The 21,633-nt window shown below is 39.0% G+C and carries 16 protein-coding genes and 1 pseudogene; 5 read left to right on the top strand and 12 right to left on the bottom strand.

Annotated elements, in window-relative coordinates; all coding sequences use genetic code 11:
* The 6 genes and pseudogenes from HH219_RS19325 to ybaK all read right to left on the bottom strand — a co-directional run.
* Window positions 1-373: pseudogene (locus tag HH219_RS19325) on the bottom strand (choloylglycine hydrolase); the annotation flags it as partial.
* Window positions 374-1,317: 944 nt separating this feature from the next.
* Window positions 1,318-1,599, bottom strand: coding sequence for a hypothetical protein (locus tag HH219_RS19320; protein WP_054203888.1), 282 nt, complete (start codon window positions 1,597-1,599; stop codon window positions 1,318-1,320).
* A 344-nt stretch (window positions 1,600-1,943) separates the two neighbouring features.
* Window positions 1,944-2,105 (bottom strand): hypothetical protein, encoded by a 162-nt coding sequence (locus tag HH219_RS19315; RefSeq protein WP_157756407.1) that lies wholly within the window; start codon window positions 2,103-2,105, stop codon window positions 1,944-1,946.
* A 121-nt stretch (window positions 2,106-2,226) separates the two neighbouring features.
* Complete coding sequence (locus HH219_RS22335) at window positions 2,227-2,358, bottom strand: hypothetical protein (RefSeq protein WP_280138097.1); 132 nt, start codon at window positions 2,356-2,358, stop codon at window positions 2,227-2,229.
* A 139-nt stretch (window positions 2,359-2,497) separates the two neighbouring features.
* Window positions 2,498-4,753 (bottom strand): acyl-CoA dehydrogenase, encoded by a 2,256-nt coding sequence (locus tag HH219_RS19310; protein WP_169328370.1) that lies wholly within the window; start codon window positions 4,751-4,753, stop codon window positions 2,498-2,500.
* A 513-nt stretch (window positions 4,754-5,266) separates the two neighbouring features.
* On the bottom strand, window positions 5,267-5,728 hold the full coding sequence (ybaK, locus tag HH219_RS19305; protein ID WP_169328369.1) for a Cys-tRNA(Pro) deacylase: 462 nt from the start codon (window positions 5,726-5,728) through the stop codon (window positions 5,267-5,269).
* 506 nt (window positions 5,729-6,234) lie between these two features.
* Between ybaK and HH219_RS19300 the strand changes: the two genes are divergently transcribed.
* Window positions 6,235-8,460, top strand: a complete 2,226-nt coding sequence (locus tag HH219_RS19300; RefSeq protein ID WP_249118563.1) for a TonB-dependent receptor — start codon at window positions 6,235-6,237, stop codon at window positions 8,458-8,460.
* Between the two features lie 222 nt (window positions 8,461-8,682).
* On the opposite strand, the gene feoB is transcribed toward HH219_RS19300, so the two are convergent.
* From feoB to dnaK, 4 genes are all read right to left on the bottom strand, one after another.
* A complete protein-coding gene (feoB, locus tag HH219_RS19295) occupies window positions 8,683-11,004 on the bottom strand; it encodes a Fe(2+) transporter permease subunit FeoB (protein WP_169328368.1) in 2,322 nt (773 codons plus the stop codon).
* Window positions 11,001-11,234 (bottom strand): FeoA family protein, encoded by a 234-nt coding sequence (locus HH219_RS19290; protein ID WP_054204957.1) that lies wholly within the window; start codon window positions 11,232-11,234, stop codon window positions 11,001-11,003. Before HH219_RS19290 ends, feoB begins: the two co-directional genes overlap by 4 nt.
* Before the next feature lie 350 nt (window positions 11,235-11,584).
* Window positions 11,585-12,721 (bottom strand): molecular chaperone DnaJ, encoded by a 1,137-nt coding sequence (gene dnaJ / locus HH219_RS19285; RefSeq protein WP_054204958.1) that lies wholly within the window; start codon window positions 12,719-12,721, stop codon window positions 11,585-11,587.
* A 187-nt stretch (window positions 12,722-12,908) separates the two neighbouring features.
* Window positions 12,909-14,831, bottom strand: coding sequence for a molecular chaperone DnaK (dnaK, locus tag HH219_RS19280; protein WP_054204959.1), 1,923 nt, complete (start codon window positions 14,829-14,831; stop codon window positions 12,909-12,911).
* Window positions 14,832-15,074: 243 nt separating this feature from the next.
* On the opposite strand from dnaK, the gene HH219_RS19275 reads away from it, so the two are divergent.
* On the top strand, window positions 15,075-15,890 hold the full coding sequence (locus HH219_RS19275; RefSeq protein WP_169328367.1) for a thioesterase family protein: 816 nt from the start codon (window positions 15,075-15,077) through the stop codon (window positions 15,888-15,890).
* On the opposite strand, the gene HH219_RS19270 is transcribed toward HH219_RS19275, so the two are convergent.
* Window positions 15,879-16,658 (bottom strand): transporter substrate-binding domain-containing protein, encoded by a 780-nt coding sequence (locus HH219_RS19270; protein WP_082355649.1) that lies wholly within the window; start codon window positions 16,656-16,658, stop codon window positions 15,879-15,881. The two genes, HH219_RS19275 and HH219_RS19270, sit on opposite strands and share 12 nt — an antisense overlap.
* Before the next feature lie 133 nt (window positions 16,659-16,791).
* On the opposite strand from HH219_RS19270, the gene HH219_RS19265 reads away from it, so the two are divergent.
* The 3 genes from HH219_RS19265 to HH219_RS19255 are packed head-to-tail and all read left to right on the top strand — an operon-like array spanning window position 16,792 to window position 20,319.
* Window positions 16,792-18,036, top strand: a complete 1,245-nt coding sequence (locus tag HH219_RS19265) for a paraquat-inducible protein A (protein WP_169328372.1) — start codon at window positions 16,792-16,794, stop codon at window positions 18,034-18,036.
* Window positions 18,029-19,684, top strand: coding sequence for an intermembrane transport protein PqiB (gene pqiB / locus HH219_RS19260; protein WP_054204961.1), 1,656 nt, complete (start codon window positions 18,029-18,031; stop codon window positions 19,682-19,684). The genes HH219_RS19265 and pqiB overlap by 8 nt, the downstream gene beginning before the upstream one ends.
* Entirely contained in the window at window positions 19,684-20,319 is a 636-nt protein-coding gene (locus tag HH219_RS19255) for a PqiC family protein (RefSeq protein ID WP_169328366.1), read from the top strand. The genes pqiB and HH219_RS19255 overlap by 1 nt, the downstream gene beginning before the upstream one ends.
* A gap of 276 nt (window positions 20,320-20,595) precedes the next feature.
* On the opposite strand, the gene HH219_RS19250 is transcribed toward HH219_RS19255, so the two are convergent.
* A complete protein-coding gene (locus HH219_RS19250; RefSeq protein WP_169328365.1) occupies window positions 20,596-21,621 on the bottom strand; it encodes a zinc-binding dehydrogenase in 1,026 nt (341 codons plus the stop codon).
* Window positions 21,622-21,633 lie beyond the last annotated feature (12 nt).

Here is a 21,633-nt window from a genome sequence, read left to right as displayed (position 1 = left end):
CCATAGCCCCCGTAGTTAAGCCTTCAGTATTTAACCCATTGGTCATTATATTTGCAAATGTTTCTGACACACCTAAGGACTTGGCAATATCAAGGTTAAAGCCATTCATTGCAACAAAACTATAGCTCCCAGTCCAAGTCAAGAGGCGTTGATTAATCAATTCAATATCATCACGAAGAACAAATAGTCCTGAATCATCCTGAAAATCTGACTGGGTCAGCTTTTTCAAAGCACTTTGCTTATATTCATGCCCATCAGCCCTGAAAAACAGCTCTGATTTCAAATCTGGGCCCAACTCCATTGAACGGCCTATCACAGGGATACTATTCGAAACACCTGAATTTATAGCTTTAATTGAAAAGTCTGTACACATTATATTTCTCCTTATGCTTATTAACTTAAACGTTTTTTACATTGATAGTTTTAACTAGATTTAAGTTAACAGCTAACGAAGAAAAGGCTCATTACAACTTATTACACCAGTACAAAACATCGCCTTGCTTTAAAATTACAAGCATGCATATTCTCGTTTTGAGCCAATATTTAACGTTTGATTAGAGTGTTAGAACTACGCCAATAGTTTTTTGTATTTGCTAAGGTTGCTGCTTCGATTTCTGTTTAAATCTTCGCAGTAACCAATATAAGGTGAGTATTAACCAATTTTCAGGGGAGATATTTATTCTTTCTAGTGAGATAAATTAGAATCTTCCATATTGTTGTGACTAAAACAAGCTTCAGTCATTGTGGGTGGCAAACTAATTTTTACGCTGCCTATAACAAGAGTGATAGAAAACTTTAGAATGGGTGTCATCTTTGTTCGTGTTCGTGTTAGTAACCAATTTTCAGGGGAGATATTTATTCTTTCTAGTGATATAAGTTAGAATCTTCCATATTGTTGTGACTAAAACAAGCTTCAGTCATTGTGGGTAGTAAACTAATTTTTACGCTGCCTATAACAAGAGTGATAGAAAACTTAGAATGGGTGTCATCTTTGTTCGTGTTCGCGCGCACTAAAGTACGCTGTTTAATGAAATTAGGGGTTAGTAAACGACTGGCCATAGCATGCTGTATCACCAGTACCAAAAGTAGGCGCTTGGAAGCGAAGGCCCTTGTAGATGCTCAAAAACAAAAGGAATTAACATTGCGCTAGGCAATGACTACTTAGCGTCACAAGGTTTAGTGTCATTGAGAGATATTTGGATCAATATTCATTACGGGAGATGAGCCGCCCATTGCACTTCCAGTTAATAAAAAGCGCATGATGGGTGATGTGGGGGCTCGAGGTTAGAGACCTCCGGCTACCCGATTAGGTGCAGATTACTCCTTTGTTTCGAATTCTATGCCACCAAACCTTTTAGCGACAAGATTATAAGCAAAACAAAAGAAGCGCTGCATAAAATAAAACATTACACCGTAAATCACTGGTGCAAAAACAAATAATAAATAAGGGAAACCTTGACCATTATGACTCTCAAAATCAGGTCCGAAAAAGAATAGCGCTAGCCCTATAAAGCCAAATGGTAAAGTAAGAACAAAAAATGTTAATGCGATAGCTTTACTTGTTTGATGTGACGATATCTTACTTATCTGAATATTCAATTATGCCTCCGATGCACCTAATGTCTTAGTATTTATACGTTACATTGTTTGTATCGTATACATATCTTGTTGAACGAAGCATACCCCCCATTCAACATTTTATTGGTATGCTTAATGCTATAGGAATTCTCTTTTTTAGGGAAGTTGTTGATTGCAGTTTTATTGGACATTTTTTTACTACTAAACGTGTTAATTACTGTTTATTTATTTCATTTTTACGCTTTTTTATATCGTTTCTTGCCTGCTGTTATCTTTTTTGCTTATTTTAGTCAGCACCACATCTAAGCTGATTCACTGTTACACCAACTTAGTTAACGAGTTATTTTTAACGGTTCGACTTACTATTAACCACTATTCATTGTTATGCCTTGCGTTGTTAAACCGTCGGTTTTTATATCTTTTGCACAGAGGCTTTTCATTATCAACTGCCCTTGCTTACATGATGGGCAAGGCCAATCAACGCTAACCGGCACTGTTGTATCTGACTTTCCTTGATTTACAAACAAACTAGACAGCCACTTTAATTGAGCAAGTAAAACTGTGCTACTAAGCTTACTCTTTTGGCTAAAACTTATCTCTTTTTATATCACCATCCGCACATCGTTCATTAAGTGGGCATCTATCGCGTTAAACCCAAATTACATGCATGAAAATAACGGCATGATTACAGCTTTCATTTTTAATAAGTCGTTCAAGCTCTATGCTAGTAGCTTTTGCAGTTACTGATATTCGCTCGTCATTTTCTGTTTTGATTTTCACATTAACTCTCTTGTGAGGCCGCTTGCCTACTACGCCTACGGATTATTATTGGCATAATCATAACAGCATTTCTACACGCACAAAAAAAGCGCCCGAACTGCTGGGCGCTTACATTGTTGAATTAAGTTAACTCAAAATGTTACTGATTTACTACACTTTTTAGTGGATTTATTGGCTTCGCGTTTTCGTCCAATAAGTTCATATCAAAATCAAACTCATCAACGCGGATAGCGCGTTCACGTTTTTTATTGTAATCAATCAGTTTAGCGTACTCTTCTTCAGTGATTACATTTGCAACAAGTGCATTATCAAGTGTTAGTGCAAAACGAATACCTGGTTTAATTGCTTTAGCACGTAGCGCTTTCTTCACTTTTGCGAGTAAATCTAAACAACCCATTTTTGCTTTATACGCTTGCTCATTAATGTGATGCCCATCACCTTCAACTGGCTTAACTAAATGCGTGATTTGCTTTTTAAAAGCGGTATCTAATTGCGCTTGCTTAGATAATTCACGAATTAAATCATCACTGATTTTTGGCATTTTAGTTGAGTAGTTCATGGTGATAAAACGCATAAACTTACGTGTGCCACTTGCTGGGAAGTTATCTAAAAATTTATGCAGTGCTTCTTCAGCACTTTGTAGTGCAAAACGCGTTGCGTAGTGGAAGTACGGCGCTGCTTGCTCTCGCTCACTGTTCGCTACTTTTTGCTCGTAATACTTAATTGATGCCATTGCGGCATACAAAAAGCTCATTACATCACCTAAGCGTGCTGAAAGCATTTCAGCTTGTTTAAGTTTACCGCCTAATACTAATAACGAGAAATCAGCGTATACCGCAAGTTTTGCTGATAATTTTTGCGCTGCTTTTTCATATTCGCGTACTTCAGGTAATGGTGAATTGGCACCCGCTGTGAACGGTAAAACACCTAAACGGAACGCACGTAAGCTGTTTGCTACACTGTAACCCACTGTTTTACGTAAAATGCGGTTAAACTCTTTATCAGCGCCTTTATCTTCACTGTGAATTGATTCAACCATAGACTGTAAATATGGGTGACAACGCATAACACCTTGACCAAATATCATTAGGTTACGCGTAAGAATGTTTGCGCCTTCTACCGTTATTGCAATTGGTTGTGCAACATAACCACTTGCTAAAGTATTTTGCGGGCCATTTTGAATCGCTTTACCAGCTTGAATATCCATTGCTGAATCAAGCACATCACGGCCAATTTCAGTCATGTGGTATTTAGCTATCGCCGTCACGACAGATGGCTTTAAGCCCATGCCTAAGCCTTCGGTGGTTAAAACACGCATTGCTTCTTGTAGGTATGTTTTACCAGCAATATCAGCCAACTTTTCTTGAATACCTTCAAATTGACCAATTGCTAAGCCAAATTGCTCACGTACTGCAGCGTATTCAGAGGCACCTTTAAATGCTACTTGCGCAGTACTCACGCCTAGTGCTGGTAATGAAATACCACGGCCAGCGCCTAAGCAGCTAACCAGCATTTGCCAACCGCGACCGATGTTCTTTTGACCACCAATAATAAAGTCCATTGGTACAAATACTTTGTTACCACGCGTAGTACCGTTGTAAAAACGAATGCCCATTGGATCGTGGCGATTGCCAAGCTCTACACCTGGGTGCTCTTTTGGAATAAGTGCACAGGTAATGCCGAGGTTTTCTTTGCCACCTAGCAAACCATTAGGATCAACCACTTTAAATGCTAAACCAAGTACAGTCGCAATCGGTGCGAGCGTGATGTAACGTTTGTCCCACGTGATCTCAAGGCCAAGTACTTCTTCGCCGTTATACATACCTTTAGTGACAGTACCTAAATCTGGAATACCACCGGCATCAGAGCCAGCTTCTGGGCTAGTTAGTGCAAAGCAAGGGATGTCACGGCCATTTGCTAGACGCGGTAAATAATGCGCTTGTTGCTCTTTAGTACCAAAATGCAGTAATAATTCGCCCGGACCTAATGAGTTAGGCACCATTACTGTTACAGCGACTGCGGAGCTTTTAGTTGCAATTGTACCTACAATGGTAGAGTTTGCATAAGGACTGAATTCTAAACCACCAAATGACTTAGGAATGATCAATGAAAAGAAACGTTCCTTTTTTAGAAAGTCTAAAATGTACTCAGGTAAATGAATACCATTTTGAATTTGTGTGTCGTCGATCATGCCCAGTAACTCTTGTAATGGGCCGTCTATAAATGCTTGTTCGTCAGCGCTTAGCACTGCTGCTGGCACTGCGCGTAATGCGTCGAAATCTGGCTTACCTTGGTAGATAGAGCCTTCTAACCAAACATCACCCGCATCAAGCGCTTCTTGTTCAGTTATTGAAATACTTGGTAATACTTTTTTTAATTTTGTGCGTAAACTCATGATTAACTCATCCGACCAGATAATTTATATCTCTATTACGTCATAAAAATTGCTTTAGATCAATTGCTCTAACCAACTTTTTAACAGTTTTTTCAATTTATTTATCTTTAGATGTGTAAGCTATTGAATAAAAAGGGCTTACACGTGTACGCTGAAATGTATTTATTTTGCGCCGATTTAATCAAAAACAACACTAAATAGAGTTTTTAATTAACCAAGCACAGAGAATAAGGACAAATAAGGTGATCAAAATCATAATCAAGGTATCCCAAGATAAAAAATTGTGCGTATCACAGGAGGTAATATTAGGGGTTACTTTGCACAAGTAGCAGCTCTTTTTTGTATCAAGTAGCAGCTCTTTTTTGTATAAAGCAACCTAAGGAGAAAGACCGGTGAAGCCTGTAGTCGTTATCACGTAACCTTCAACAATCATGCCTAATTTCATTGTTTTTAACGCCAACTAACATCGAATGGAGAGCTTATCCCCATACTTTTTTATTTGGTTAATTTACGCTAAAAATTGGCATATTGGCCGTTACATAAGTTAAGTAAACAATTAGGAGACAGGCCTATTTCAAGCCCTCGCTTACCTGCACTCACATAGATTGTCTCGAACTTTTCAGCACTGGCGTGTAAATAGGTTGCTAAACGTTTCTTTTGCCCTAAAGGGCTCACACCACCGAGTATATAACCCGTGCTGTTTTCTACTTTTTGCGGTGCAGCCATATATACTTTTTTAGCATTACAGGCTTTTGCCAGCTGCTTTAAATTAATTTGTTGGCTAACGGGTGTAATCGCGACGATTAACGTTTGCTCAGAAGTTTCAAGCACAAGCGTTTTAAACACCTTCTCAGCGGGCAAATTTAGTTTTTCAACGGCTTCTAAACCAAAATTTTGGTCTTTGGGATTGTGCTCATAACTCAGCAGTTCAAAATTTATACGGTGTTTTTTTAGTAATTTAGTCGCTGGTGTCATTATTTTTTACCAGTTCGGTTATTTTAAAACTAGGCCTACGATTATACCCAAACCACCTAAAGATACGAGCATCGTTGGGCGTTTTGAGGTGGTTTGCGTCTATACGGAACGTTTACTATATAGCATCCCAATTTGCGACTCTTTAATTAACAACTTTATACTCATTTTCTGTTTATAGACCCAAACTAACTTTGCAGGTTAATTGCCCTTCAAATTGATAATTTGAGAGGCTACTGCGCTCAATACAAACTTGTAGCAAGCTTGTAATAAAAATATAAAAATGCACCAAACTATTCCATTAAAGTAAATGCTCTTTTATTTTAAATTAACAAAACAATATAAAAACATTAATTATTAAACAGTTACAAAAAACAAAATAACGCCCACTAATCATTATAGTTAATCACAAATTAGTATTTTTTAGTAATAATTTATTGAAAAATAAGTTATTACGTATTACATTACGATCAAATGCAAATAATTATCATTTAAAAGGATTTGTTACTTTGAAACTCTCTCATCTGTTTGTATGTATTACTACGGCCACTTGTTCAATGGGCGTATATAGCCAAAATACACACTCTGACTCCCCTGCAAATATTGAAAAAATTGAAGTTTTTGGCCATAAATTAACACTCGATAATCAAGATGTTGCCGCATCAGTTTCTTCACTAAACGCAAAAGAAATTGAACGCCAACAAGTTGCAGATCTCACACAATTACTTAGAACATTACCGGGGGTTGACGTATCTGGCAGTGTTAATCCTTTATCAGGTCAACCTTCAATTCGTGGTTTATATGGCGAGCGAATTCATGTATCTGTCGATAATGTGAAACGAAAAAGCGAGTCTGATGGCAGCCAGAACATCGCTGTAATAAACAGTTTAGGAGTTGATCCTAACCAGTTAAAACAAGTCCAAGTATTAAGAGGTGCTGATTCTTTAACCGTAGGTTCGGGCGCACTTGGTGGAAGTATTCGTTTAGTCACCAAAAATGCAGCTGATTATTTAGCCGCTGAAAATGGTGTTGGTGTTAATGTTGCTGCAAACTATCAATCTGTTTCTGATGCTGTTTTTTATTCAGCATCGGCTTTTCATCTAACGGATACGCTTGATACCGTAGCGTACATTAGCCAAGTAAATTACAGTGATATAGACATAGTTAAAAAAGATCACGCACAAGAAGATGAAGTTATTGCACAACTCAATAAAATAAAAAATGAGTCTCAAAGAACAAATTTAACTCTAAAAAACACATGGTATTTTATGCCTGAGCATAGCCTCCAAAGTAAACTAGACTTTAGTGAAACAGAGTCACTCGATCAGCCTTACGGGCAAAGACTCGATTTGGGGATCACCTATCCGACACTCAGTGAAGATTACAAAAATGACTACATTGAAGGTATGCTTAATTACACATACCAACCTCAAAATATGTTTATCGACCTTGACGTACAGGCTTTTTATAGCAAAAAAACCTACGATGAGACTACGAATGGCTACATTATGCGAGGTAAAAATAAAATAGACTTTGATAAAGTCAGTAATGGTGAAAACAAACGCTATGGATTGAGAGTTGCCAACCTCGCAACATTCACGGGCTTAATTGACCATAAATTGGCTATCGAGTTTAGTTTTGATCGCGAACTATTTGACCAGCAACAATATGAAAAAAAGACCCTCTCAAGTTACTACGGACAAAGCCAAGGCGATAATGTATCGCTGTCAGTAATCGACCAAAGTGAATTCTTTAATAAACGTATTCTTTTAACTGCGGGGCTTCGTTACGACAATTATGATCGTAGCAGCGACACCTTTATTAGTTTTGCTGATAATAAAAATAATGCATTATCAAAAGAATTAGGAGTAACATTTAAGGCCACTGAGAATATAAATTTTTATATGAAAGCGGCTGAGGCATTCAGAGCCCCTTCGTTACAAGAGCTGTATAAAAAAGATGAATGGCGCTGTCATATCGGTGGTAAGTTATGCTATTCAGAACCCCAGCCTAATTTAAAAGCTGAGAGTGCTTTAAATTATGAAGGAGGTATCGGCTTCGCATGGCAAGATACTGCATACATTGATCAGCTCAGCATTAAAGCCATATATTTTAAAAGTAACATTGATGATTACATAGATAACGTACCGTATATGTACTACATCGACGCCGACGGTAATAAGCAGCTCGGTTCACCTGGTCCTGATCCTGCCAATGGAATCCCTGTTGCAACACATCGAGATTATAGTGCTAAAAACATTGGTCAGCTAAAAAGTGAAGGCTTTGAAATAGAGGCAAAGTATCAATACAAAAATCTCGATATGTACCTAGGATATGCAAAACTAAACATGGACATTATAGGCCTGCCTAACTTCTTTTTAGGAACAATTGATTACAATAAACAGCCTTATGCTGAAGCCCCAGCAAATAAGTTAACGTGGAATACCAATTATCAATTAAACGATAACTTTAATGTGGGTATACAATTACTCCATTACAGGGCGCAGCAACGCCTTAGTGACACATACAAAAAATATGGCTATGGCACAAGTACATACAGTATTTACAACTTAAATGCACAGTATCAAGGTAGTGATAGCCTCAGTAATCTCAGTGTTCGCTTTGGCGTAAACAACCTAACCAATAAGCGTTATTTACGCGCACCTGCCAGCGAAGCAAACGATCCAAGTGAGTTAGGGAGAAACTACAAGGTGACGCTTAGTTACCAATTTTAATTGTTCAAGCTCAGATTAAGGTATTTATAATTTAGAATTAGTTATACCAAACAACTTTAAATACGTGTTTCAGCTGTAATAAAAAGCGAATGTCATTGCTGCAAATTAACACATTAATTTTAAAGTTGTTTGAGTACATAAGCGTAGATACGCGACACAGTATTGTATCTACGCTGCTCATAAACAACTACATGCGAATAGTTGATAAATATGGCTCCTAGATTAAATAATATTCACCACCGGGATCAAGCGGCTTTTAGCTGCCATGCGTTTTCCATAAATACGCATTGAGCTTACCGCTAACGCAACCACCACAGCACAACCCAACAACCAAAAAGCTGAGAACATAGGTGAGTGTTTAAAATTACCCACTTGATAAACTACTGAGGCGGTAATGTAGGCGAGACCTGTTGACCAAGTCGCTACAAATAGCATCCACTTCATTCCAGCTTCTCTATACATGGCGCCCATAACAGCAACACATGGGGTATATAACAGTACAAACACCAAGTAACTAAATGCGGCTAATTGACTACTAAATAAATTTTCCATAGTCGCGTACGTTGACACATTAACATCTTGATCTACCGCAGCACTCGTTTGGTCACTTACATTCGCGACATTTAGTCCTAACGGATCGAGTAAATTACCAAAAACATCCAGTAAATTGGCAGGCACGCTGGAAAAAGCTTCACCTACTTTATCAAGAACTTTAACCGGTTCATCGCTTGTCGTATTTGCACCTTCTAAGTTTGAATATAAGCTATCTAGCGTACCAACCACCGCTTCTTTAGCAAACACGCCTGTAAATATACCCACTGTAGCAGGCCAATTATCTTGCTCAACACCAATTGGAGAAAATATTGGCGTTGCGAATTTTGATATTTCACTCAGCATTGATTTATCAGTGTTGTCGTTACCAAAGGTGTAATCGGTACCAAATGAACTTAGTATTTTAAGAATAACAAAAACGACGATAATCGTTTTACCAGCGCGCATACAAAAGCTTTTTAAACGCTCCCATGCTTTATAAAGCACCCCTTTTGCCGTGGGCATATGATACGCAGGCAACTCTAAAATAAACGGTGTAAGGGTTGGACTAAATAAGGTATTTTTAAGTACTAATCCTGTCAATACCGCCATTACTATGCCCAGTATATACAGTGCAAACACAAGGTTTTGACCATTGGTTGTAAAAAATGCGGCAACAAATAATGCATAAACACTTAACCGAGCACCACATGACATAAACGGCGACATGGCAATCGTCAATAAACGATCTTTATGAGTTTCTAATGTCCGCGTGGCCATAACCGATGGCACGTTACAGCCAAAACCAACAATTAAGGGTACAAACGCTTTACCAGGTAAACCTATGGCCCGCATTAATCTATCCATAATAAATGCAGCGCGAGCCATGTAGCCTGAATCCTCAATAAAAGCTAAGCAGAAATATAAAAAGCCAATAACAGGAATAAAGGTCGCAACTAACTGAATACCGCCACCGATACCATCGGCTAATAATGCACGTAACCAATCAGGCGCACCGACTGAAGTAAGTATTTGCCCAAAGCCATCAACCAAAATAGCGCCAACGGCAATATCAAAAAAATCTATAAATGCACCGCCAACATTCACCGCAACTGTAAACATTACGTACATAATAGCTAGGAAGATTGGGATCCCTAAAAATCGGTTGATCACTATTGCATCAATTTTATCACTAATCGTATCTGATGCTACACCCTTGGTATTTTGAACTTGATCAGCAAGCTGATGTGCAAATTCATATCGCCCGTTAGCAAATAGCACATCAAGTTCATGATGATCAGCAAATTGTGCAAACTGTGTTTTAGCCAATGCCTGTGTATCTTGATCAGCGTAACTAAAACAGCTTTCATCTTGCTCTAATAAACGCAGTGCAAGCCATTGAGTATCTACATTGTCTATTTTTTTATCACTTGCTTGTAGGCTTTTAACAATTTTGTTTGTCGCATGCATTACTTTTTCATCATAATGCGGCACATGCGACGACACCTGCTTAAGCTCTAAGCCTTTAGCAATGCATAACTTTAATCCTGTAATCCCTTTTTTATTATTGGCACTTAACGCAATTACAGGGCAACCTAACTTTTCTTCTAGGGCTTTAGTATCTATCACTAAGCCATTTCGCTTAGCAACATCAACCATATTTAACACGATAACCAAAGGTACTTTCATTTCAAGTAGCTGTGCGGTCAGGTATAAATTTCGTTCCAGGTTTGATGCATCTAATATATTAATGATCAGCTCAGCCTCGCCACTTAGCGCATAATCTCGTGCTATTTTTTCGTCAAGTGGTGTTTGCGAGTTTACATCAAGTGAGTATGTGCCCGGTAAATCAACCAAATCAACGCGCTGATCAGCAACCTTGAACTGACCAATTTTTTTATCGATCGTCACGCCTGACCAATTTCCAACTTTTTGCTTACTGCCTGTTAGTGCATTAAAAAGCGTGGTTTTACCACAGTTCGGGTTACCAATAACAGCTATGTTTGGATTCATACAGCAAGTTCCAAATTAATCGATTGAGCCTCAGCTTTACGAAGACTTAAAACAGTACCACGCACTTTGATAATCATAGGATCACCAAACGGAGAAAAACGTAGCACATGGACAGGCGCACCAGGGGTAAGCCCCATCGCGAGTAATTTTTGACGCAGCAAACTTGCATTGGGATCAATGCTTACCACAGAGCCATGTTGGCCGATAGTTAATTTATCTAATGTTAACATGCCGTCTTATTCTATTAATTACATCAATGGGCTGATTTTACGCCGATTATCCAATCATGCAAGTGAGACTGATTATCATATCGATAAGTATACAAAATAAAGCAAAAACGAGATGTAATTACCTGTTATAGGTATGTTTTTTAGTAGCTAGAGTTAATGAGTTAACCGTTATTGACTGCTTCGATGAGGTATTCGTTCTTTGCATATTTCATAGATGTTAATTAACTGTTTTTTTAAATTTAACTTTTTATCAAGCAAGTTACTTTTAGGTGGGGTAATTTGTAAATTAATAATAAAGTTTTCAAACAAAAAATGGCGCTAATTAGCGCCATTTTATGAGTAATGAGTTATTACTTCGTCAGATCATCAAAGAACTTTTTTACACCATCAAAAAAGCCTTTTTCTTTTGGACGATTTTTTGAACCATCCTTACCCATACTTTGCTCAAGCTCTTGGAGTAATTCACGTTGGCGCTCATTTAAGTTCACCGGCGTTTCAATTACTACCTTACAAATTAAATCGCCTATAGCGCCGCTGCGTACAGACTTAACACCTTTACCGCGCATGCGGAACATTTTGCCTGTTTGACTTTCTGTTGGGATTTTTAATTTAGCACGACCATCTAAGGTAGGTACTTCAATTTCACCGCCCAATGCCGCTGTTGTAAAGCCAATGGGTACTTCGCAATAAAGGTTATTGCCATCACGTTCAAATATGCGGTGTTCACGCACTGATACTTGAACATATAAGTCCCCAGCTGGTGCACCGTGCACGCCTGCTTCACCTTCACCCGATAAACGGATACGGTCGCCAGTATCAACGCCCGCAGGAATTTTAACTGATAATGTTTTAGTTTTTTCTACACGACCTTGGCCATGGCAGCTGTTACATGGATCAGAAATAATCTGACCAGTCCCCTGACATGTCGGGCATGTTTGCTGTACAGCAAAGAAACCTTGGCGCATTTGCACTTGGCCTGCACCATGACACGTTGTACATGTTTTAGGTTTAGATCCCGCTTTTGCACCACTGCCATCACATGGCGAGCAGCTTACCCAAGTGGGTACTTTAATTTCAACTTCTTTACCACGAACCGCTTCTTCTAAGCTTAAGTCCATGTTGTAACGTAAATCGGAACCGCGTTGTTGACGTGATTGACGTCGACCACCGCCGCCACCAAAAATATCACCAAATACATCACCGAAGATGTCACCAAAATCACCTTGACCGTGGCCACCATGACCACCGCCGCCGCCACCTTGTTCAAATGCAGCATGACCGTATTGATCATACATTTGACGTTTTTGAGCATCGGTTAAAATCTCGTAGGCTTCTTTAACTTCCTTGAACTTAGTTTCAAGTTCTTTATCGCCTGCGGTACGGTCTGGATGATATTTCATCGCTAAGCGTTTATACGCTTTTTTAACGTCTCTTTCGCTGGCATCTTTTGCCACTCCAAGGACTTCATAATAATCGCGTTTTGACATATCTATCACACTACTCTTTTCTTACTGCAGCTTGGCTGCGGATAAACCGATAAATCACATCGATTTACCATCTAATTTACATGCAAAAGGCGCGTCAAGCTTTTGCCTGCGCGCCTAAGGTGTTCATCCTAACTTAAATCATGACACTATTCATCGTGTTTTTAGTTAGGCGAAGCGCTAACAACAATTACTTGTCGTCTTTTACTTCTTCGAACTCAGCATCAACTACGTCGTCATCTTGTTTAGCTGACTGTTGTTGCTGTTGCTCGCCTGCATCTGCGTTGCCTTGTTGGGCTTTAGCTTGTGCAATTTCCATTAATTTTTGTGACTTTTCAGCTAGAGCTTGAGTTTTTGCTTCAATCTCGTCTTTTTTGTCACTCTTAATAGCGGCTTCTAAATCTACTACAGCGGCTTCGATAGCGTCTTTATCTTCGGCTGGAAGTGCATCGCCCGCTTCTTCAATTTGCTTACGTGTACCGTGAACCATTGCATCAGCTTGGTTACGTGCTGCTACAAGCTCTTCGAATTTTTTATCTTCTTCGGCATTAACTTCAGCATCACGAACCATTTTTTCAACTTCTTCATCACTTAAACCTGAAGACGCTTGAATCGTAATTTTTTGCTCTTTACCTGTATCTTTATCTTTTGCAGATACATGTAAGATACCATCAGCATCTACATCGAATGTTACTTCGATTTGTGGTGTACCACGTTGTGCTGGACGAATACCTTCTAGGTTAAATTGACCTAAAGACTTATTGTCACTTGAACGTTTACGCTCACCTTGTAGTACGTGAATCGTTACCGCTGCTTGGTTATCTTCAGCTGTTGAGAAAGTTTGCGATTTCTTAGTAGGAATCGTCGTGTTTTTCTCAATTAACGCAGTCATTACTGAACCCATTGTCTCGATACCTAGAGACAGTGGAGAAACGTCTAGTAATAGTACATCTTTAACGTCACCAGCTAGCACGCCACCTTGAATCGCTGCGCCTACTGCAACTGCTTCATCAGGGTTAACATCTTTACGTGGCTCTTTACCAAAGAACTCCGTTACTGTTTTTTGTACTAGTGGCATACGTGTTTGGCCACCAACAAGAATAATGTCGTTGATGTCGCTAACAGTTAAATCAGCATCCGCTAGAGCACGCTTAAGTGGTTCAATTGATTTAAGTACTAAGTCTTCAACCAGTGACTCAAGCTTAGCACGTGTTAATTTCACGTTCATATGCTTAGGACCTGATGCATCAGCAGTTACATACGGAAGATTTACTTCTGTAGATTGTGCAGATGAAAGCTCAATTTTTGCTTTTTCAGCAGCTTCTTTAACACGTTGCATTGCAAGTGGGTCAGTCTTTAAGTCTAGACCTTGATCTTTCTTGAATTCAGCTACTAAGTAGTTAATAACACGGTTATCGAAATCTTCACCACCTAAGTGAGTGTCACCATTGGTAGCAAGTACTTCAAATGTGTGCTCGCCTTCAACTTCATCAATCTCAATGATTGATAAATCGAAAGTACCACCACCTAAGTCATATACTGCAACAATGTTTTCGCCTTTATTTTTATCCATACCGTAAGCAAGTGCTGCGGCTGTAGGCTCATTGATAATACGCTTAACTTCAAGACCCGCAATACGGCCAGCATCTTTTGTTGCCTGGCGCTGTGAATCGTTAAAGTATGCAGGAACAGTAATAACGGCTTCTGTTACTTCTTCGCCAAGGAAATCTTCAGCGGTTTTTTTCATTTTTTTCAAAACTTCAGCTGAAATTTGTGGTGCTGCGCGTTTTTCACCGCCTGCTTCAACCCATGCATCACCGTTATCTGCTTTGATGATTTTAAAAGGCATGATGCCGATATCGCGTTGTACTTCTTCGTCTTCAAAACGACGACCGATTAGACGCTTAATCGCAAATAATGTGTTGGTTGGGTTTGTCACTGCTTGGCGTTTTGCAGGTTGACCAACAAGTGTTTCACCATCTTGCGTGTAAGCAATAATTGATGGTGTTGTGCGATCGCCTTCCGCGTTTTCAATTACGCGTGCTTTACCGCCGTCTAGTACTGCAACACAAGAGTTTGTAGTACCTAAATCGATTCCAATAATTTTACCCATGAAACATCTCCAACTTCAAAATTCATTAATACGTTCGATGACTAGTAAATAGGGATGCACAGAACTGAATTCAACTGTAAAAATGAAAAAAAAGTGATTTTTTATCATTTATTTTGCAAATAACCCTGATAATTGTATGGATTGATGTTTTTTGCGTCAATCAACCCACACACAAACTGGTCTGATGAGTTTTTCCGTGCTATAAAATTGCAATAATAAATAATCATTACACAAGGAACTGCTATGCATTTCGATCAACTCCTTCAAAGCGCCGCACATATTGGCCTTATGCCAGCCCACGAACAAGCTAAAGCAACAATGCAATTTCCGGCTAATTGGTGCCAAGGCAGAACAGCGTTTGGGGGGCTTTCAGCGTCTTTACTTTATCAAGCAATGCGCCAACAAGTTGAAGCAAGTCGTCGATTACTATCAATAAGTACGAACTTTGTCGGTCCTTTATTAGCTGATACTGAGTTTTCGTTAATAGTAGAGGTTTTAAGAGAAGGTAAAAGCAGTACGCAAGTATTAGCAAAGGCAGTGCAAAATAATCAAGTGAGTGTAGTAGTACAAGCATGCTTCGCTAAACCCCGTGATTCAGCAATTAATGTACCTATTACTAAAACGATGGACTTGAAACCTGTTGATCCACGTTACACTTTGCCTTTTAAGTCAGGCGCGATGCCGGAATTTTTTCAGCATGTTGATTTGTGCCCACAACAAGGCGCTATGCCGTTTGCTGGTGCAGATACATCGCACTTAGGTGGTTGGATGCGATTAAAAGAATCGCCGAATGAAATAACCGAAGCCCATATTATTGCTTTGACGGATGCATGGCCGCCAACATTACTACAAATGTTTAAGCAACCTGCTCCTGCAAGTAGTATGTCTTGGTATTTGGAGTTTGTACAAATGCCGCAGTTAGGTGCGCAGCAATGGCTTGGCTTTGAGGCAATAACACAGCATTGTAAACATGGTTATGGCTTAGAGGATGGCTGTATCTGGTCACAGTCAGGAGAATTAATCGCCCTTACTCGTCAAACCGTTGCGTTATTTGATTAATTCTGGATTGACTACTTGCGCATAATCACTGCCTTCAAAAGCCATAATTGCACGGTACTCACCATTTTCTTTGATATGGGTAAGCCCCATATCAAAGACTTCTTGTAATACTTGGCTATTGAAGTATGCCGGACGAGGAGCTTCTTTAAAAATAGGATGGATAGTAATCACCTGCGCCAGTGCGTGCTTTTTCTGATATTGCTGGAAATAATATAAGAAAACCCGTTTTTCAAGCACAATCACATCAACCCATTCTTTTAATAAGTTATCAACCTGCGCAGCTTGATTTACCACTTCATCATAAAATTGTAATCTTGTGGTAATAGTTTTAAATGGAGCTGGTAAAAATGCCGTCGCATTTTGAAATGCTAATACGCTCTTCCCTGTTAAGTCATAAATTGTATTTATTATGTAATCGTTCTTTTTGAGACTAACCGCAACATTTTGATACGCAAGTAAGCTATCACTTGAATAAATCCCCCGCGAGTATCCACCAGCGTAATTTAGAGCAACATCAATTTTTCTTTGCTCAAGCAGCTGCTCTGCACGCTTATTAGACATATAGACGATTTCTAAATTGGTTATACCTTGACTTTTAAAGGCTGATTTAAGAATTTCTAGTTGTAAACCCGTACTATCATCACTAAAAACATATGGAGGCAGTGATGCGCTCGCAGCAATTGTAATTCGATCAGTTAGCTTTGGGGCACTTAAAGCAAGTGAATCAATACTAAATAAAACAAACAATATTGCTAATAAATATTTCATATTAAACCTTATAAAATCAAACACCGACGCTTACAGTGTTAAGAGATATTTGCCAAGTAAATTTATCAGGTAATTGTATTTACAATATAATTGATGCAAACTTGTCTTATATTACTTGTCAGTGGATATTAATTTGCAAACAGCTTGCCCTAACTGTGATTTAATTATCGAAGTTCCTCGGATAGCTGCTAAGCAAGTGGCTGTTTGTCCACACTGCCACACTAAGCTTTGCTCTGCAAATCTAAATAACGATGCACGAATAGTAGCCTTAAGTCTTAGCTCGCTTATCATGCTACTCAGTAGTATGTTCTACCCTTTTATCTCATTTAGCAGTAGTGGTATTACCCAAACTATAACCCTTCCCGACGCGGCTCGCATACTTTTTAACTACGACAGTGATTTACTTGGTATTTTTATTGATCTGAGTATTATCGGTTTGCCTATGGCGTTATTAGTAACATTAATCCCATTGCATTTAGGTTTATTGAAAGTACTTCCTTATGGTTTTGCCAAACGATTGCTTAAATATACATTAGCCATTGAACCTTGGGTCATGTCTGAAATATTTTTAATTGGTGTGTTAGTCAGTATGGTTAAAATTATGTCCATGGCTGATATTAGTTTTGGGGTGAGTTTTTGGGCTTATGTGGCATTTGTTATTTTTTATATTGCTACGCTTACGCAACTCAATCACAGGCGACTGTGGGATCAAGTTCAACCAATAAAAGCGATTAAATACGTTCATCATAGTCACCGAGCAATAGATAATAACGTACGTTCATGCCATGTTTGCCATCAACTGAGTGACTCTCAATACTGTACTCGGTGCAACACAAAAACACATATACGTAATCCCCATAGTGTACAAAAAGCTGCTGCATGGCTTATTACTTCCGTTGCGTGTTATATCCCAGCCAATATTTTCCCTATAATGTACACCACCAGCTTGGGAGATGAATCCCCCTCTACCTTAATTGGTGGCGTAATAGTATTGTGGCAAGCGGGCTCTTATCCTATTGCGCTAATAATCTTTTTAGCCAGTGTAGTCGTGCCTTTAGCAAAAGCATTAATCCTTACGCTTTTATGTTTATTAGTTAGTAAACCGGCAAATAGCCAAACAAAAGGCTATACCAAGGTATACTTATTAACTGAGTTTATAGGACGCTGGTCTATGATTGATGTATTTGTTGTGGCAATTTTAGTAGCCTTAGTCCAACTTGGGAACTTAATGTCGGTAACCCCCGGTATAGGCACAGTATTTTTTACAGTTATGGTAATTTGCCAAATGTTGGCAGCGCACGCATTTGATCCTCGACTATTATGGGATTCTCCAAGCAATGATAATAAACACAACCAATTAGAGAAAAAACATGAGTGAAATAGCTAACATCAAAAAAGAACCAACTATTTCAGGTATTTGGATAATCCCTATTATTGCTTTATTGGTTGGCGCATGGATGCTATATCAGTATCAAGCAAGTAAAGGTGCCACTATTTACATATCAATGCCTCAAGCTGAGGGCATTGTTGCGGGTAAAACAGAAATAAAAGTACGCAGTGTAAAAATTGGCCATATTGATCATGTTCGTCTCTCTAGTGATAAAAACAGTGTTATTGCACGTGCGCAAATAGATAAACATTATGATAGTTTACTTACTGATGACGCCACTATATGGGTTGTCAAGCCGCGTATTGATGAAACGGGGATCAGTGGTATGAGTACATTATTATCCGGTGTTTACTTGGAATTCGCCCCAGGAGAAAGTAAAAACATCACCGACCGTTTTGATTTACAAGATGAACCTGCACTAATAGGTAAAGATGTTAAAGGGGGTCGTTTCACATTACAAAGCTTTAATGCAGAAGTCATGGAGGTCAGCACCGGAATTTTCTTTAAAAACTATAAAATTGGCCAAATTGAAACGGCGACTTTTGATTGGAAAAATCAAGCCATGAAGTATGGTATTTTTATCAATGAACCTTATCAAAATTTGATCACTCTGAATTCTATTTTTTGGGTCAACTCGGGCATTGAAATTGATTTATCAGCTGATGGAATTAACTTCAAAACAGGCTCATTGAGTAAGTTATTAAAAGGGGGAATTTCGGTCGGTTTACCAGAACAACAAGCGCCGGGTGACTTTGCCCAAGACGGTCATGGTTTTTCTTTAAGTAACAGCTATCAAGATGCTCTTGAAGAACGTTTTTATGATTTTGATTATTACTTAATTGAATTTGAACAATCAATACGTGGTCTACGTGCGGGTGCACCTGTTGAATACAGAGGCATGCGTGTTGGCACTGTAGTAGAAGCGCCAGCAAATGTTATTATTGACGGTAAACCCGCTCATTTTAAAACAGATAACACCGCAGTTCCTGCACTTATAAAAATAGAGTACGGCCGTATGTATCACGACAGTGCTTCGGCTAAAGAGTTTTGGAAAAGCAGTGTTGATGGCTGGATAAAAAATGGTCTGCGTGCATCATTAAAACCGGGTAATTTACTTACGGGTGCCGTGTATGTTGATTTTGATATTTATCACGATACACCTGAAGCTCAACTCACATCTATTGCTCAATACCAAGTGTTTCCCAGTGTTTCCAGTGGTATTACGGTGCTTGCAGATCAAGTCTCTGATGTACTCAATAAAGTAAACAGTTTAAAAATTGAAGATAGCTTAGCGCAAATGCAGTCTACATTTGCCGATTACCAAGCACTGGCTAATGAAATGCGTGCGTTGTTAAGCAAACAAGATACACAAAATTTACCCGGTGACTTTAACCGCAATTTTGCTGAAATGACTAAAAGCATGCAGCAATTTGATATTACTATGAAGCAATTTGAAAAAACCATGGCGAGTTATCAGCAAGGTTCACAATTTCATCATCAGTTACAACAAACACTGTCTGAGTTTAAGCGTTTGAGTGAAGAATTACAGCCATTAACTCGTGGTTTAAACGAACAACCTAACATGTTTATTTTTGACAAATCATTACCCGCAGATCCAACACCGAGGAAACAATAATGCCATATACTTTCATCGCTAAAGTGCTAATAGCAATAAGTCTGACATTATTAACCGGATGCAGTCAGTCACTTAATTCATCTATTGAATATTATCAATTCGAGCAGGCTATCAAGCCAATTCAACGAAATAGTATTGATACCTCAACACAGTTACGTATTAATACTGTTACTTTACGCGGCGCGTTAAACAATCGTGGAATTGCTATGAAAATAGATAATAATCAAATCAATGCGGCTAATTATCATTTATGGAGTGAAGCACCCGATCAAATGCTTACAGCAAGCAGTCATCAGACTTTGTTTACCGCGCTTGATGATTGGATGGTTGTCAAAGGCTTGCCTGTGATCACTGATAAAGATCAACAAAGCTATTATGAATTAGAATATGAGCTACACCACTTTTATGGTGATAAACAAGGTAATGCAGATATAGCTGGGCTTTGGCGTCTTTACTATACCTCATTTGAGCACGGTCGTTCTTTACAAGCGGTTCACTATTTTAGTGAGCTAACCCCCTTAGTTGAGAATGACTATGAAGGGCTTGTTGCTAGCCTAGAAAAAACCTGGCATACCATTAATTTACAAGTAGCAGCTCAGTTGCACACCATTAAAAGGTCTTCAAAAATACATTAATAGCGAGTGCATCGGGGCTTATGATCACCTTAGTATAATCACTAAAGTCCAGCTTTTTAAAGACTCGTTTGGAAGCGGTATTGTCTTGTGAAGTAATTGCACTTATTACATCAAACTGTTGACTTGCAGTAGCGCATTACATCCCTGTGTTTATACCCTTTCCCCGTATATTCGGGTAATAGTGCATAACCGAGATCAGAGCTATTTACCTTTAACTAAAAAAGCCCCGTTGATATGCGGGGCTTCTTCGTTTTTATTTCTCGCGAACAAGGATAGTTAAGTATGGTTAATCTGCACTATTTGCTTACCGGTAAACCCCCCATTAACTTGCATATTGAGTGCGTTTGAAATACTTTTCGCATCAAATTTAACTGCCGTAATAGCAGGGATCATGAGTGTGCCTTGCGCCATATTTTCGAGCAATAAATTTCCCATAAAACTCATTCGCTGTTGAGCGCATAAGCTATTAGCCAGCCATGCCCCTCCTAATGAAACAATACCAATATTAGGCGCTCGCCTAAACATCAACTCTTGCTCAAATTTAGGCAGTGGATTTAAACAGGCTATACGACCACAAAATCGCATTAATTCAACATTACGCACTGTTGTTTCACCACCAATTGAATCCAGTACCGCATCAAAACCTTGTGGGCCTAACTCTTTTTTGATTTTTTCACTGAGTTTTTTATCGGTATAATCAAACACAGCATCAGCACCCAGTTTTTTAACAAGTTTATGATTTCGCTTACTTGCCGTTGTAAAAACAGTGGCACCACGTTGCTTGGCAAACTGAATTGCAAATTGACCAACAGCACCTGCGCCGGCTTCAATCAGGATTGAATCGCCCTCTGTTAATTGCAATTTATCAAGCGCAATTAACGCTGACATACCCGCACAAGGTAACACCGCAGCATCGCTAAATGTGACTTCATCTGGTATTAGTGACACAGCATAATTAGGGACTTTGGCGTATTCAGACAGCACGCCTTGCTCACCAATATTACCATGCCACATTACCCGCGAGCCTACCTCAGGGAATATCCCCTTACGTGCTTTAACAACCACCCCCACAGCATCTAAGCCAAGAGTGTGGGGGTATTGCCATTTGCAAAAGCCCTGTTTAGCAAAGTATGCATCAACGGGATTTAAGCCAACATACTCAACTTTGATCAGCAGTTCATTGTCTACAATTTCTGGCACAGGCAATTCCAACTCAGATAAATCGATCTGCTCGTTGGGCTCAAGTAGCGCAATCGCGCGCATTGTTGCGGGAATTGGCGATAAAAAATCAGTATGTGGCATCAATAACTCTAC

It is taken from the genome of Pseudoalteromonas sp. NEC-BIFX-2020_015, assembly GCF_012952265.1.
GTDB lineage: Bacteria > Pseudomonadota > Gammaproteobacteria > Enterobacterales > Alteromonadaceae > Pseudoalteromonas > Pseudoalteromonas neustonica.
This window is presented reverse-complemented; position numbering and strand designations above follow the sequence as displayed.

What these genes read in the sequence shown, in the direction of transcription:
- HH219_RS19310 (WP_169328370.1), bottom strand. Translation starts at nt 4,753, where the DNA reads ATGAGTTTACGCACAAAATTAAAAAAAGTATTACCAAGTATTTCAATA.
- ybaK (WP_169328369.1), bottom strand. Translation starts at nt 5,728, where the DNA reads ATGACACCAGCGACTAAATTACTAAAAAAACACCGTATAAATTTTGAA.
- feoB (WP_169328368.1), bottom strand. Translation starts at nt 11,004, where the DNA reads ATGAATCCAAACATAGCTGTTATTGGTAACCCGAACTGTGGTAAAACC.
- HH219_RS19290 (WP_054204957.1), bottom strand. Translation starts at nt 11,234, where the DNA reads ATGTTAACATTAGATAAATTAACTATCGGCCAACATGGCTCTGTGGTA.
- dnaJ (WP_054204958.1), bottom strand. Translation starts at nt 12,721, where the DNA reads ATGTCAAAACGCGATTATTATGAAGTCCTTGGAGTGGCAAAAGATGCC.
- dnaK (WP_054204959.1), bottom strand. Translation starts at nt 14,831, where the DNA reads ATGGGTAAAATTATTGGAATCGATTTAGGTACTACAAACTCTTGTGTT.
- HH219_RS19275 (WP_169328367.1), top strand. Translation starts at nt 15,075, where the DNA reads ATGCATTTCGATCAACTCCTTCAAAGCGCCGCACATATTGGCCTTATG.
- HH219_RS19270 (WP_082355649.1), bottom strand. Translation starts at nt 16,658, where the DNA reads ATGAAATATTTATTAGCAATATTGTTTGTTTTATTTAGTATTGATTCA.
- pqiB (WP_054204961.1), top strand. Translation starts at nt 18,029, where the DNA reads ATGAGTGAAATAGCTAACATCAAAAAAGAACCAACTATTTCAGGTATT.
- HH219_RS19255 (WP_169328366.1), top strand. Translation starts at nt 19,684, where the DNA reads ATGCCATATACTTTCATCGCTAAAGTGCTAATAGCAATAAGTCTGACA.
- HH219_RS19250 (WP_169328365.1), bottom strand. Translation starts at nt 21,621, where the DNA reads ATGCCACATACTGATTTTTTATCGCCAATTCCCGCAACAATGCGCGCG.